The 13,869-nt window shown below is 47.8% G+C and carries 12 protein-coding genes; 6 read left to right on the top strand and 6 right to left on the bottom strand.

Features of this window, described 5'->3' with window-relative positions; genetic code table 11:
- The first annotated feature begins 60 nt into the window (after positions 1–60).
- Positions 61–1,542 (top strand): glycerol kinase GlpK, encoded by a 1,482-nt coding sequence (gene glpK, locus HYU97_06500; GenBank protein MBI2336395.1) that lies wholly within the window; start codon positions 61–63, stop codon positions 1,540–1,542.
- Here glpK and HYU97_06495 read toward each other — a convergent pair.
- Positions 1,536–3,848: a hypothetical protein gene (locus HYU97_06495; protein ID MBI2336394.1), complete on the bottom strand. Its 2,313-nt coding sequence runs from the start codon at positions 3,846–3,848 to the stop codon at positions 1,536–1,538. The two genes, glpK and HYU97_06495, sit on opposite strands and share 7 nt — an antisense overlap.
- 303 nt (positions 3,849–4,151) lie before the next feature.
- On the opposite strand from HYU97_06495, the gene HYU97_06490 reads away from it, so the two are divergent.
- Genes HYU97_06490 through HYU97_06480 form a run of 3 tightly spaced genes read left to right on the top strand, consistent with a single transcriptional unit; the run spans position 4,152 to position 6,038 of the window.
- Complete coding sequence (locus HYU97_06490) at positions 4,152–4,610, top strand: hypothetical protein (GenBank protein MBI2336393.1); 459 nt, start codon at positions 4,152–4,154, stop codon at positions 4,608–4,610.
- Positions 4,610–5,650 (top strand): hypothetical protein, encoded by a 1,041-nt coding sequence (locus tag HYU97_06485; protein MBI2336392.1) that lies wholly within the window; start codon positions 4,610–4,612, stop codon positions 5,648–5,650. The genes HYU97_06490 and HYU97_06485 overlap by 1 nt, the downstream gene beginning before the upstream one ends.
- A gap of 49 nt (positions 5,651–5,699) precedes the next feature.
- Positions 5,700–6,038 (top strand): type II toxin-antitoxin system Phd/YefM family antitoxin, encoded by a 339-nt coding sequence (locus tag HYU97_06480; protein MBI2336391.1) that lies wholly within the window; start codon positions 5,700–5,702, stop codon positions 6,036–6,038.
- Between the two features lie 280 nt (positions 6,039–6,318).
- Here the strand turns inward: HYU97_06480 and mltG are convergent, their stop codons facing one another.
- Complete coding sequence (gene mltG / locus HYU97_06475; GenBank protein ID MBI2336390.1) at positions 6,319–7,296, bottom strand: endolytic transglycosylase MltG; 978 nt, start codon at positions 7,294–7,296, stop codon at positions 6,319–6,321.
- Positions 7,297–7,310: 14 nt separating this feature from the next.
- On the bottom strand, positions 7,311–7,727 hold the full coding sequence (ruvX, locus tag HYU97_06470; protein MBI2336389.1) for a Holliday junction resolvase RuvX: 417 nt from the start codon (positions 7,725–7,727) through the stop codon (positions 7,311–7,313).
- A gap of 311 nt (positions 7,728–8,038) precedes the next feature.
- On the opposite strand from ruvX, the gene HYU97_06465 reads away from it, so the two are divergent.
- A complete protein-coding gene (locus HYU97_06465) occupies positions 8,039–8,323 on the top strand; it encodes an acylphosphatase (GenBank protein ID MBI2336388.1) in 285 nt (94 codons plus the stop codon).
- A 271-nt stretch (positions 8,324–8,594) separates the two neighbouring features.
- Positions 8,595–9,380 carry a hypothetical protein gene (locus tag HYU97_06460; protein MBI2336387.1) on the top strand — a complete coding sequence of 262 codons (786 nt, stop codon included), beginning with the start codon at positions 8,595–8,597 and terminating at the stop codon, positions 9,378–9,380.
- Positions 9,381–9,647: 267 nt separating this feature from the next.
- Here HYU97_06460 and HYU97_06455 read toward each other — a convergent pair whose 3' ends face one another.
- The 3 genes from HYU97_06455 to recF all read right to left on the bottom strand — a co-directional run bounded on the left by HYU97_06455 (position 9,648) and on the right by recF (position 13,857).
- Positions 9,648–10,127: a DcrB-related protein gene (locus HYU97_06455; protein MBI2336386.1), complete on the bottom strand. Its 480-nt coding sequence runs from the start codon at positions 10,125–10,127 to the stop codon at positions 9,648–9,650.
- A gap of 67 nt (positions 10,128–10,194) precedes the next feature.
- A complete protein-coding gene (gene gyrB, locus HYU97_06450; protein MBI2336385.1) occupies positions 10,195–12,645 on the bottom strand; it encodes a DNA topoisomerase (ATP-hydrolyzing) subunit B in 2,451 nt (816 codons plus the stop codon).
- 138 nt (positions 12,646–12,783) lie between these two features.
- A complete protein-coding gene (gene recF / locus HYU97_06445) occupies positions 12,784–13,857 on the bottom strand; it encodes a DNA replication and repair protein RecF (GenBank protein MBI2336384.1) in 1,074 nt (357 codons plus the stop codon).
- Positions 13,858–13,869: the final 12 nt, after the last annotated feature.

The raw sequence follows: 13,869 nt of genomic DNA, 5'->3' as shown, positions 1-13,869 counted from the left end.
ACCCTCCTACCATTAGTCGTTAGTCGTTCGTCGACTGCCATTCGACAAAAGGAGTTTTCCATGAAAGATCTTATTCTCGCCATCGACCAAGGCACCACCGGAACCACGGTTTTACTCATCGACAAAGATTTAAATTTAGTTGGCAAAAAAAATAACGAATTCCCCCAGCACTTCCCCCAAGAAGGTTGGGTCGAGCATAATTTAGAAGAAATTTGGGCGTGCACCACCCGCACCATTCAAGACGTTTTGACGCAAACTGGGGTTGATGCGGGGCGCATCGCCGGCATCGGCATCACCAACCAACGTGAAACCACCGGCATTTGGGAACGCAGCACTGGTAAACCCATCCACAACGCTATTGTATGGCAATGCCGCCGTACCGCCGATATTTGCAACAAACTCAAAAAGGCGGGGCATGAGGCTAAGTTCAAAAAAAAGACCGGGTTGGTGCTCGACGCTTATTTTTCAGGGACCAAAATTAAATGGCTGCTCGACAATGTCCCTCATGCCAAAGCCAGGGCCAAGACCGGAGAGTTGGCCTTTGGCACCATCGATACCTTTTTGATTTATAAACTCACGGGGCATCAAACCCATGTCACCGATGTCAGTAATGCCTCGCGCACCTTATTGATGAATCTTGCAACCCTGGCCTGGGATGCAGAGCTTATGAAAATTTTAGGGGTGCCGGCTGCCCTGCTGCCAGAAATCCGCTCGAGCAGCGAAGTTTACGGCCACACCCAAGGCGTTCCCGGCCTCCCTGATGGCGTTCCCATTGCCGGCATCGCGGGCGATCAACAAGCCGCGCTTTTTGGGCAGGCCTGTTTTGAAGTCGGCAGCGCTAAATGCACCTATGGAACCGGGTCATTCATTTTACTCAACACCGGCACTAAAATTGTGCCTTCTAAAAATAAATTGCTCACCACGGTGGCCTGGAAGATCGGCAACAAGGTCAATTATGCCTTAGAAGGCAGCGCCTTTATCGCGGGTGCTGCGGTGCAATGGTTACGGGACGGGTTAAAAATGATTAATTCAGCCTCCGAAATCGAAGCCCTAGCAGCGAGTGTGCCAGATTCAGGCGGTGTTACGGTTGTGCCCGCCTTTGTAGGTTTGGGCGCACCGCATTGGCGGCCCGAGGCCCGCGGCACTATCACCGGCATTACCCGCGCCACCACTCGCGCCCACGTTGCCAGGGCAACCCTCGAAGGCATTGCCTTTTTTCAATATGACATCCTGCAAGCCATGACCAAAGATTTGGGCAAAAAACTTAAAAACCTCAAAGTCGATGGTGGGGCCGTGGCCAATAATTTACTCATGCAATTCCAAGCCGATATTTTAGGCGTCAAACTCTTCCGCCCGCAAATGATCGAAACCACAGGGCTAGGCGCCGCCTTCTTGGCCGGCCTGGCCGTGGGTCTATGGAAAGATCAAAGCGAAATCACTCAATCATGGAAAGTCGATCGCATCTTCGATCCCAAAATGAATAAGCGCGAAGCCAATCAACACGTCACCCGTTGGCAAGCCGCGGTGAAGCGGAGTTATTGACTTTGCTCGCTATCTTGTAAAAATTGTTTTAGTAAATGACCGGCATGTTGAATCCTGAAATGGGTCGTAAACAATCCTTCTATATCACTTCCAAAAACCTCCGGGGATACCTCCTCCAAGCCTGCCGCCTTATATCGCATCTTGTTAAGAGGATTTCCCACATTCCAATAAGTCACGGTAACCCCTTTGCCTTCACTGGCCGCCTTATAGAGAAGTGCGCCTAAAAGATTTGCATCCATCGCATCCCTTAGCCCTTGGCCACGGGAGGCTTGGTGAACATAAACGTCAAAATAAGTAAGCGCATAGTCGGCGGGGGTCGAGCGAACTTCAAAGGAACGATACCCTAAGGGGATTAGCCCCCCTCGTAACATGGAACTTGGGCGTCGGGGGATAACCATTCCTTGACCACCGCTTGGATTATGGTCCAACCACGTTAATAAGGCGAAAAAAGTTGGGGTTGGGTCCTGGGGATCGAAGTAAAAAGGATAATAACTTGCCCCCATATAAGACAGTTTTCTATCTAAATCTTGATGCTCGCTCTGCCTACAGTAAGAGGGTCTTCGGGGCAAACCTGTAGGCTCAATATTAAAGGGGGGGAGCGTTTTTACATATCTTAAGACTTTATCTGCTCTTTTGTACGGATCAAGTTGCACCTTTAGTGGGTGGCTATCGTGGGTAACTCGAAAACTTGGAATCACTGGGGCAGATATAAACCTGCCATCGTTGGTTAAACTCATTCCCCCATAAGAAGGAGAAAAAGATTCTGCCAGAGCCTCCGTTTCATCTACAATGGGGAATTCTTCCATCCTGGCTTCCATGTACCATTGTCTTAAATCAAAATTTCTTACTTGGTGGTGAATGACCTCTAGAGGCTTCTCAAAACGCGCAGCTTCATACAGGGTAGCCCCCACCAAATAACTCGAAATAAGGCGATAAATCCCTCTTCCACGAACAGTGGGGTCAATAAATGCATCCATAAACGCTAGTTGATAAACGTTACTTCCTGTAACGATACTAAATTTGAGATATCCTATGGGCCAGTTCTGTTCGTAAATACCAAGGGTGTTATTAAACAAATCTCCTTTCTCCCGAATCGCCTCTCCTATAGATCGAAAAAATTCATTGGGATTTTTAATGTCTATTTTGAAATGGGGTATACTCCCAGTTAAATCACTATCACTTAGAGGAACAGCTGCCTCAGCCCCTTGCCCTCCCTCGACAGGAGATCTTTTCGAAACCCCGCGCCTTACATTAAAAGGCGGAAGTGTGTTTACATAATCCAACGTTTGATGAATTTGTCGATCAGAAATCGGCATGTTTCTAACCGACCCTGGAACCCCTGTAGAATAGGATCGAAAACCACCTTTATCTGCTTCAGGAAGCTTTACACTTAAACTGGCACGAGATCCTTCGGAATTAGCCCCAGCAAGTAGTGGCTTCATTCCAGCCGATGGGAAATTGGGCCATTGAAATGATTTTAAAAGTTTTGGATATTTTGTCAGGTCAAGTTTTGCAGCCAAAAAACGACCTTGGTTGTGTAACTTTGTCGCGGCTCTCCCGTAGGCTGGAATAAATTCATGCACACCCCGCATCCCCACCATAAATTGCGCTTGCGTCGTCGTCGCTTGGTAAACATCTTGTCCTACCGCCACCATTCCCACCGTGCCTCCCACAAAGGCACTCGTCACCCGGCTGAACGTCATGGCCCCGGCTAGCCTTGGCACCTCATACCTTCCCCATTGATGAAGCGCCTTGGGCACAACACCCAATCCCTCCATCCCCAACCTTAATCCCAACCACCCTATCCCAGTGTGAAAAAACTCTTCCCCTACATTAACCGGTTGTCCCGCCTTTACCTTATGCGCCACCCCTATCCCGGTGATACCCATTACTTCGGTCGTAACCCCCGCACCTTTAGCCAATATTGTCGCCGGTCTGCCTCGATTCCACCAACTCTCAACTCGCCTTCCCATCCATCCCATCACCCCATTGCGGGTCACTTGCCCCAACAACCCTACCCCGGCTAATAAGGCCACATGCTCGAAGTCTAGATTCTGCATCACCTGCGTGGCCCCGCCCATCACTCGCTCCACACTGCTACACCCGTGTTTGCTCTCAGCGCCTCCTTTACATAATTCACTGGCTGCTAATGCACCTTCATATCCCCCTTGTTCTTCGACCCATTGTAATAACGATGCACCAACGCCCTTTTGCTGCTCATTGCCAAAGCGCAACAGCTCAGCACCTCGCAACCGCAAGGCCTGCGCTAATTGTGGATCTTGTGAATGATTTATAGGACTTACCATGCATCTCCCTAGGATTGAACAATAGCTCTAAATCGCCTCAAAGATGCCTTTGTTGCTCGCAATAATTTTATAGATCTTTTTTCTGCTAACCGATATTATTTGAGTTCTGGATTTGAGTGTTTTTTATGTTAAAAACAATTAAGATTACTAAAAAAGGGCCCCTGAAGATTTGGGAACATAAAACCCATTCCCAGCGCGCAGCAAAAAAATTTGATATTGAGTTTTGGAAGCAGGCCGGCCCTCAAGCTCGGTTTGAGGCAGCATGGGGGATGATTGGGGATTTTTTTAAAATAAGAGGAAAAAATGCACCTAAGCTCCGACTACGAAGATCTGTTCAAAACATTGAATGGCTTCAAGATTAAATATCTTATCGTAGGAGCTTATGCAGTTATTTATTATACAGAGCCCCGCTATACGAAAGATATCGATGTATGGGTTTTCCCAGATTTAAATGATCATCAAAAAGTCTATGCTGCATTAAAAAAATTTGGGGCCCCTTTATCGGGTATCAATCCGCAAGATTTTCAAAATAAAAAACTAATTTATCAAATTGGCGTTGCACCTGTTCGGGTTGATATAAAAATGGATATTGAAGGCGTCGACTTTAAGATGGCCTGGAAGAACAGAAAAAAGATCTTGTTCGGAAAAACTCCTGTTTACCTCATGGGTATAAAAGATCTTATCAAAGCGAAAAAGAAAATGGGTAGGCCACAGGATCTCCTTGATATCCAAAAACTCCTTGAACATAGCCGCAAGCAATAATGAAACCGTCGTTTCGCTTAATAACCATTGTTTGTTCATTATCCCTAAGTTTGGGGTGTGGCCTAAATATCGCCCCTGAGCCAGAAGACCCCACCACCTTACCCGCTGCTGAACCCCTGCAATTCACCTATGACACTTACATGCCGCTGGCCCTGGGTGGGGTATTGCCGGGCTGGGACCAAATTCAAATCGATGGCCTTCAACCCGCCGACCTTGTCGACATCCTCATTGAACCAGCCACGCTCGCCTCCAGCCTAGCCATTGTCGATGATGGCTCGGCCATCACTTATCAAATCACCCCTCATCAAGCCGGCATTGGCAAAATCAATTACCGCATCAACGGGGTGCTGCAAAACGAAACTGTCAAACTGGTCATCCCCCCTCAGGCCATGATTCAAGTGGTCATGGGCGAGGCCCGCAGCATCATCCCACAAGAAGTCACCACCGACACGGAGGGTCGCGTTGCAAAAGACAGCCAATCCCCCACCGCCCAAGCCCTGCTAAGCGTGGTTCGCAATCGCATTGCCATTATGGAGGCAGAACAGGCCCCTTATTTATTCGTGGTCAGCACCGCTGCCTTTGCCCAAGCTAATTTAGCCGAGCGTTACACCTTGGTCATTACCGCCAACAACGGAACCACCTATCAATTTTCGCCGGTTAATCCCAACGACCCCAGTTACCCGGCCTATGCCCAGGCCGCTGACCGCGCTCAATTAACCTTCACTAGCCGCATGCTCACCTACGATCAAACCGTCTTAACCGCCGCCCAAATTTTTGATGATAGCCTAACCGATAACACCGACGGCGCCTTTGGCTATTACAGCCCCACGGCCACCCAATACCAAAACCTCCTCTCCGGCCTCAATTCCACCACCCTGCCCACAGGTATCGGCACCTCCGACAGCCAGTTTCCGGCCCTGGCCCCCATTCAAATCTTGCTTTTAAGCGACATTTCCCCCCAAAGTTTTGACGAGACCCTCCCTTCTTTTGTCCTAATTGGTGCCAGGTCTTTTCAAGACAATGCCGTTATTCAGCGCTAATCGCTAGAAACTATTTGACTTTTTTTGCTAGCCCCCGTATGAGTCAAATATGTTCGAATTCAGGGATAAAAAGCTGGGGCCCCTGAAGTTTATCAGCGTGAGTGAAGCGCGTGCCCGTTTTGCCGATTGCCTCAAAGAAGGCGATTGCAATATCGTTGTTACTCGCCACGGCGTGCCCTACAAAGTTTTTGTCAGTTACGAAGATTACCTTACCCTAAAAAACTCCACGCAAGTCGCCAACGAAGAAAATAAGGTTTCCCTTGGCAAAACCCTCGAGGCCGCTCAAACGGCTTCTCAAGAAGCTTCCACCTCCGATAGCCCATTATCCGGCCAATGGTCCCCCGTCGCCGGCTCGGTCAGTTCCACCCCCAACAAAACCAATTCCTAAAAAATTATTTTTAGAGGACCCCTTTATTATTTGAGCAAAGTCTTGCCGAAGCGGGCTAAGGGCTACCTTAAGTGTGTTTTCCGAAACCCTTTGCGCGAGAGCGACGAGTCATGAGCATCAAAAAAATGTATGGTTTGTAGAAGTTAGGGTATGACCAGAGGGAATACACTAACTTCTAAACAAACCAACATTTTTTTGATGCGAATACGAGGAGCGGAGCGCGGGTTGAGGAAACACACTTAAGGTAGCCCTTAGCCCGCTTCGGCAAGACGTGACCAGGTTATTTTTGCCCCAATTGGTATTTCTGCACCGCCGCCAGATGTTCATCATAAGTCTTAGAAAAATAATGCGTCCCATCCCCCTTTGACACAAAAAAAAGATATTCATGCTGCGCCGGATACAACGCCGCTTTAATGCTAGCCAGTCCTGGGTTGGCAATGGGCCCAGGGGGCAAACCCGGGTGAATATAAGTGTTGTAAGGGTGAGGGTCTAACAAATGCGCCCGCGTTAAATTACCATCGAAATTCTGAATGCCATAAATCACGGTGGGGTCAGTTTCTAACCGCATCCCTTTTTTGAGCCGATTATGAAAAACCCCGCCAATCAGCGGCCGTTCTGCCGCCGCTCCGGTTTCTTTTTCAATAATCGAAGCCAAGGTCATCACTTGGGGAATGCTCATACCTAGGGCTTGGCTTTGGGCCCGCAAGCTTTGATCAAACTCGTGGTTAAATTCTTCGAGCATCTGTTCTAACAATTGCCGCGCCGTCGTGTGCCCATCGTATTGATAAGTCGATGGGAACAAATACCCTTCTAGATTAGCCGCCTCGAACCCAAGTTTTGCTTTAAGCTGTTCGTCGATAAAAAGTTTGTCCCACTGCTCACTGCCCAATAAACCGGCCTTTTTTACCCGCTCGCCTATTTCTCTGAAAGTCAGGCCCTCTGGGATGGCCAAGGGAAAATGACGCGTTTGCCCCATTTCCATTTGCGTCAAAATATCTTTAATTCGCGTCATGGGCGGGATTTCATATTCACCAAAATGTAAGGTTTTGGGTTTGGCAAACTTGGCCCACAGCTTAAAGGCAAGCTCAGAGCGAATAAACCCTTGGCTTTCTAATTGAGCTGCAATTTGCGAAACCCCCATGCCCTTTTCAACATAGAAAATCCCCCCTCGCCCAAAAGGCGCCCACAAAAAATAATAAAAATCCCACAGACTAATGCCTAAAATCAAAATGAGGCTAATCCAAACCCACTTTTTCACAAAAGTCTCCCTGGTTATTTTTTTAACCCATGCAATAAATAATCTTCTAAAATCAATTTAGCCGCCATAGAATCCACGGCGCCCTTTTGTTTTTTAACATGCCCTACGGCCGCTTTAGCTGCAAAGGTCGAAAGCCGCTCATCCCACAACACCAACTCCACCTGCAAACCCTTTTGCTGCAAAAATTCCCGCAATTGCTCAAAAAATTGCGCCACCTTCATAGCCGTGGGCCCCACGCTCCCATCCATATTGATAGGCTGCCCCATCACCACACACGCAATATGCTCTTCTTGAATTTTCTCCGCCAAAAATAAAAGATCTTGCGCCAAGGCCCGGCGCTGATAAGTAACCACCGGCACACAAACCCCCTGCACCCCCAACGCCACCCCAATCCGCTTATCACTAACATCTAAAGCCAAGTATTTTTTCATAAAAAATTAATTATAGGTCAAAAATTATTTTAAGAGAAGCTCACGGCCCTTGTTTGAAAACATTGCCAGGAGCAAGCACCCTTCGCAAAGCCTCAGGGCAGGCTCCGGAGGGTTATTGTAATGCTGTCATTGCGAGCCCAACGGGCGTGGCAATCCCATCGCTTAAACAGAAGAGATTGCTTCTCCCTGCTGGGCTCGCAATGACAGATGGCGAACAGTAGAGCGAACGGTGCGCGTTTGAAAACAAGGGCCGTGAGCTTCTCTTAAAATAATTTTTGATATCTACATAACTGAAATGCTAATTACGCTGCATGTCTCAAGAACTCAAGCGCCTTCACCTCATTGTTTCCGGCCGAGTACAAGGGGTAGCCTTTCGGGCTTACACCCAAGGCGAGGCCCGCAGCTTAAAGCTAACCGGTTGGGTGCGCAACCTCCCCACCGGCCAAGTCGAAATTTTAGCTGAAGGGCCCCTGCAAGGCCTAGAAAAATTTTTACAGTGGGCAAGCCATGGCCCACCTTCAGCCCAAGTTCGCCACGTAGAAACGACATGGGGCCCATCCTTGGGTGAGTTTAGTGAATTCTCCATAACTTACTAAAGTAATGCCTCAGTTTTGCAGGGAGAGCACTTGGGTTGTTTCGTCAGCCGTGCTTTCCGCGGCGACCCTCATGGGGCTAGCCGGCACGGAATCCTTCCGCGTTCCCCCGCCAGAGGCGGGGGCCTCGGCTTTCCATGCCGGCTAGCCCGCATGGGGGCCCCGCCGCTCCAAGCAATGGCTTCCTCAACAACCCAAGTGCTCTCCCTGCAAAACTGAGGCATTACCTTACTAAACCCTTCCCCTTTACCTAGCCGTTCTGGTAAAAGAGGATATGATTTTTTACTTAACCCTATTATTTTTTTACCTAACGTTAGTTTTACCCAGCTATGCCGGCCCTAGCTTGCTTCCCGGCTCCATTGTTAACAAAGGTGGCAACTACTTGTTTATCCTTGAAGAAGGCCGCCAAGCCGAATGGTCGCCTGCTGGCACCGTAACCGTCAAAGACGCCAAAGGCAAAACCATCGTTGCGGTTAACCTCAAAGAAAAAGCCAAAAAAGTTTCTGGCTCTCAAGCCTTAGGCCTAGGGGTAGAAGAAACCGACCTAGGCGGTAACCTGCCAACCAACAAGATTTACCTGCAAAACAAACGCGTGATCAAAGGGCGAGCCCTCAGCGAAAAAATTGCCGGCGCCCCCATCCATGTTGAAAATTCCGATGTCAAAACCGTCGAAACCGGTTCTGCCCAAGGGATTAATTTCAAAAAAACCCTCTACAACAACGGGGCCTTCGCCTATCGAATGGAATGGCCGGGCGAAATCGAAGAGGCCTATTTTGACCTAAGGGGAAACTTGCGCTGGAACCGCAAACAAACCCACGTGGGCCCCATCACTTACACCCGCACCCAATGGGCCGACGGCAGTTACACCCGCCAATTCAGTGATAATAATGGGTCCATGACCTACGCCGCTGACACGATCGAAGGTTACACCCGTTTTGGCTTTAACAACGCAAACCAAGATTCATTGGTTGAAATCACCTGCAGCCCCACCTGCGAAAAGGCCGAATACCGCCCCGAAGAGGAAAAGCCCGACCCCGAAATAATTGAACAAGATTTATAATAGATAAGCGTTTTGCGGGCAGAGGTACCCTTGTTGGCAAACATTACCAGGAGCAAGCCCGCACGAAGGCTATTGTAATGCTGTCATTGCGAGCGGTGTCATCCCCGCGAAGGCGGGGACCCATGATAGCGAGCGTGGCAATCCCATCGCTTAGGCAGAAGAGATTGCTTCACCCTGCTGGGTTCGCAATGACAGATGACGAACAGTAGGGCAAACGGTGCGCGTTTGCAAATGAGGCTGGCTGCTCTCGCAAAACGCCTACCTTGTTTAAGCAACTTTTAAGGATTTGAGGAATTTCTGAAACGGCCGGGTGTAAATATCAAATTGATCGGCCGGAAAACTAGCGGTGATATTGATCGCAATATTATTGTGAATCAACGACACCTGAATTTGTTGTACCTTTTGCCCCGGCTTGATGTTCTTTAAGGCATCAGCATTGGGGCCCATAATTTTTTTCATCGCCGCCAAATCCCAACGACAAACCATTTGCATCCCCGACACCCCCGCCAACACCACCGCACGTTCATCAATAATTTCAAAACTTTGAATACCCCGTGCCTGCACCGCATCCTTGATTTTTTTAAAATAGGTTTGAATATCCATGGGTTCCAGCAGGCGTTCTTTGGTGATGATGATATTCGGGCGAACGCTTTCATCAGGATTAGGAATGGTTAACGTCACCATCCCCTGGTCTTGCCAATTTTCAGGAAATTCAAATTCTAAGCCATTCATTGAAAACTGTCCCATGGTTACTCCTATCTTACTTAAAGTAATTTTTATAATTATACCCGACCCCAGAAAGAGGGCAACTAATTTAAATATCGAGGTTACGCACGCTCAAGGCGTTACTTTCAATAAATTCCCGCCGGGGTTCTACCTCATCTCCCATTAAAATGGTAAAAATTTCATCGGCTTCAACGGCGTCGTCCACCCGCACTTGCAATAAGGTTCGGCTTTGGGGGTTGAGAGTCGTTTCCCAAAGTTGGTTAGGGTTCATCTCGCCCAAACCTTTGTAGCGCTGTACCTCTTGCCCTTCACGCCCTTCGGCTAAAACCAAGCGTTTAACCTCTCGCAAATTTTGTGCCGGAACCTCTTGGTCTTTTTTAATCAAGGTCAAGCTATCAACATAGCTATCAAACCCACTAGCCTCGATTTTTTCTTTAAATTTTTGCAATTCGATAAACTCAGGATTTTGCAAAAACGGAATCGAAATTTCGGTGGTACGACCCGAACCGTTGTATAAAGTTTTATAAATCATGCTCTTCGTATTGTGTTCTTCGTCTTCGACGGCTTCAAAATTAAAATCATGAAGTTCCGGATAGGCCTTGGCTAGAAAAGCCGCTATTTGATCGGCCACCTTATCCATGGCTTTGGCAGATTCCAAACATTTTTCGTCTAAATGGGCAGCCCAAACGCAGGCATCGACAATCCTGGGGTCCATCCTATCTTTAAACCAAAGCAGCATGTTGTCGTATTTAATCAGGGTTCGCACCAAATCCCCCAAGGCCTTTTCGGTCACGGCCTTGTTTTTAAATTTTAACTTTACTGAACTAATACCATTTTCCACCAGATAATTTTCTAACTCCGTTTCATCTTTCAAATAACGCTCGTTCTTGCCCTTTTTGATTTTATAAAGCGGGGGTTGGGCAATATACAAATAACCATGTTCGATGATTTTAGGCATTTGCCGATAGAAAAAAGTCAGCAACAGGGTACGAATATGCGCCCCGTCAACGTCGGCATCGGTCATGATAATGATGCGATGGTAACGCAGTTTTTCCAGATTAAAATCTTTTTCGCCAATCCCAGTACCCATGGCCGTGATCATGGTGCGAATTTCTTCGCTGGTGAGCATTTTGTCAAACCGAGCCTTTTCGACGTTAAGAATCTTTCCCTTCAAAGGCAAAATGGCTTGAAAGGCCCGATTGCGCCCTTGTTTTGCTGAACCACCGGCCGAGTCACCTTCAACAATGTAAATCTCAGAACGAGCGGGGTCGCGCTCTTGGCAATCGGCTAGCTTGCCGGGCAAAGAGCCAATGTCCATCGCACTTTTGCGCCGAATCAAGTCCCTCGCTTTTTTAGCTGCAATGCGCGCCTGAGCGGCCTCTACAATTTTAAGGGCAATCTTTTTGGCCACGCTGGGATGCTCACCTAGAAAAGCCGCCAACTTTTCCATCACGGCCGATTTAACTTGGCCCTCCACCTCACTATTGCCCAATTTACCTTTGGTCTGCCCTTCAAATTGAGGGTTGGGGATTTTGAGCGAAATCACGCACACCATGCCTTCGCGAATATCTTCACCCTCAATGTTTTCCTCTTTGAGCTGTTTTCCTAAACCGCTATTTTGAATGTAGGTATTGATACAGCGCGTGAGGCCTGATTTAAAGCCACTCACGTGGGTGCCACCATCGTGGGTGTTGATGTTGTTGACAAAACTATAGATTTGCTCGGCATAGCCTTCATTCCACTGCAAGGCAATTTCGACAATCACATCGTCTTTTTGAGTTTCAAAATAAATGGGTTTGGGATGTGCCGGAGTTTTGCGTTGGTTAAGATGCTCCACAAAACTAACAATCCCGCCGGAATATTGAAATTCGTGTTTTTTACTGGCATCGCGATCATCGGTGATGGTGATCTTGACCCCTTTATTTAAAAAAGAAAGTTCGCGCAGGCGATTACTCAAAATATCAAAGCTGTATTCGAGGCTTTCAAAGATCTCCGGATCGGGCCAAAAGGTGATTTTGGTACCTCGGCCGGCAGTCTTGCCCACTTCTTTAAAAGGTTTGACCGGATCGCCCTTGGCGTATTCTTGGGTAAAAACTTTGCCGTTGCGCTTGATTTCTAAGAGAAGTTTTTTAGACAAGGCATTAACGCACGACACGCCCACCCCATGAAGCCCGCCCGAAACCTTATAAGCACTTTTTTCAAATTTACCGCCCGCATGCAAGCGCGTCAAAACCAATTCTGCTGCAGGGATCTTTTCGGTGGGATGCATGTCGGTTGGAATACCGCGGCCATTGTCTTCTACCGTAATGGAATTATCGCGATGAATCTCCACATCGATGCGATCACAAACCCCAGCCAATGCCTCGTCGATGGAGTTGTCGACCACTTCGTAGACCAAGTGGTGCAACCCAGATGGCCCGGTAGAGCCAATATACATGGCGGGCCGCTTGCGTACGGCCTCTAACCCTTCCAAAACCTTAATGTCACTCGCGGTATACTTTTCGCTTTCTGCTGCCTTTGCCAAACGGGTAATCTCCATATCTTTTCTGTCATTGCGAGGCCAGCAGGCCGAAGCAATCTCTTCTGTTTAACCGGTGAGATTGCTTCGCCCGTTGGGCTCGCAATGACAACGAGTTAATCATACCCCTCACCGATTGTAAAGTTCGATTAAACCCCATTACGCTGGATATAACTTTCCTTCCTGAATCGAAAAAAATTTGCCCGTAAACTCACGAAATAAATCTTCGCGAGCGCTGGTCAGAAAACACTGACAACCCGCCCCCAGCATTTCTTGAATTAAAAATTTTAAACGCAAGCTGTCTAATTCAGAGCCCAGATCGTCTAATAAAATAATGGGTTTCATTCCTGTCTGCGTTTTTAGTAAATCCAGCTCTGCCAACAACAAGGCGATTACCAACACCCGATGCTGCCCTTGGGAGGCATGTTCCCAAGCGGGTTCGCCTGCTAAAGTAAGCAAATAATCTTCGCGATGCGGACCAGTTATGGTAAAACCTAACGCATATTCTTGTGTCAAATTTTGCGTCAAACTTTCTAGGTAGGGTCCTAAGTTTTCTCTTTGCCCCGTATAAGTTAAATTTAACAACACCTTAAATTGCCCCACTTGTTCAAAACGTTTTTGAAAAAAAGGCATCAGTGCTTTTAAATAATCTCGGCGCTTAAGGTCTACTTGGCAAGCAAGCGTTGCTAATTGCTCAGAATAAGAGCTAAGCGTTTCGTCGCAGCAATGCTCGCGTAGCAAGGCATTGCGTTGCTGCAAGCACTTTTCATATTTTCGTAATAACTGTAAATAAAAGGGGTCTTGATTGCCTAAACAAAAATCAAAACAACGCCGCCTCGAGCCGGGGGTGCCTCGAAATAGCCCGGTTAAATCTGGGGTAAAAGTGAGGACGCGAAAATATTGCCTTGCCAGGCTGGCTCGGCGGCTTTTTTTGCCATCAATCTCCCATTCTTTGCCCTCATTTTTTTGTAATAAGAACTGAATTCGGCTGGTCAAATCTTTATCTTGCACAAACTCAACCGTTACAGAGGCAAGTTCTGCCCCCCAAGCAATTTGTGCGTCATAAGCTACCCCGTGAAAACCCTTGCCCCATGCTAACGCAAAAATAGCTTCGAGCAAATTCGTCTTGCCTTGGGCATTATTGCCAAAAATAACGTTTAATTGGGGGTGGGCCGTTAAGGCCACTTGGGTAAGATTGCGATAGTGGTGGATATGTAAGGTTTTAATCCACACGTAGCTACCCTA

The organism is Deltaproteobacteria bacterium, from assembly GCA_016183235.1.
In the GTDB taxonomy this organism is placed as follows: Bacteria; UBA10199; UBA10199; order DSSB01; family JACPFA01; genus JACPFA01.
Note: the sequence above shows the minus strand (reverse complement) of the source record. Positions and strands in the feature narration are given on the sequence as shown.

Coding starts and splice junctions, on each gene's coding strand:
- glpK (MBI2336395.1), top strand. CDS start 61: ATGAAAGATCTTATTCTCGCCATCGACCAAGGCACCACCGGAACCACG.
- HYU97_06495 (MBI2336394.1), bottom strand. CDS start 3,848: ATGGTAAGTCCTATAAATCATTCACAAGATCCACAATTAGCGCAGGCC.
- HYU97_06490 (MBI2336393.1), top strand. CDS start 4,152: ATGCACCTAAGCTCCGACTACGAAGATCTGTTCAAAACATTGAATGGC.
- HYU97_06485 (MBI2336392.1), top strand. CDS start 4,610: ATGAAACCGTCGTTTCGCTTAATAACCATTGTTTGTTCATTATCCCTA.
- HYU97_06480 (MBI2336391.1), top strand. CDS start 5,700: ATGTTCGAATTCAGGGATAAAAAGCTGGGGCCCCTGAAGTTTATCAGC.
- ruvX (MBI2336389.1), bottom strand. CDS start 7,727: ATGAAAAAATACTTGGCTTTAGATGTTAGTGATAAGCGGATTGGGGTG.
- HYU97_06465 (MBI2336388.1), top strand. CDS start 8,039: ATGTCTCAAGAACTCAAGCGCCTTCACCTCATTGTTTCCGGCCGAGTA.
- HYU97_06460 (MBI2336387.1), top strand. CDS start 8,595: ATGATTTTTTACTTAACCCTATTATTTTTTTACCTAACGTTAGTTTTA.
- HYU97_06455 (MBI2336386.1), bottom strand. CDS start 10,127: ATGGGACAGTTTTCAATGAATGGCTTAGAATTTGAATTTCCTGAAAAT.
- gyrB (MBI2336385.1), bottom strand. CDS start 12,645: ATGGAGATTACCCGTTTGGCAAAGGCAGCAGAAAGCGAAAAGTATACC.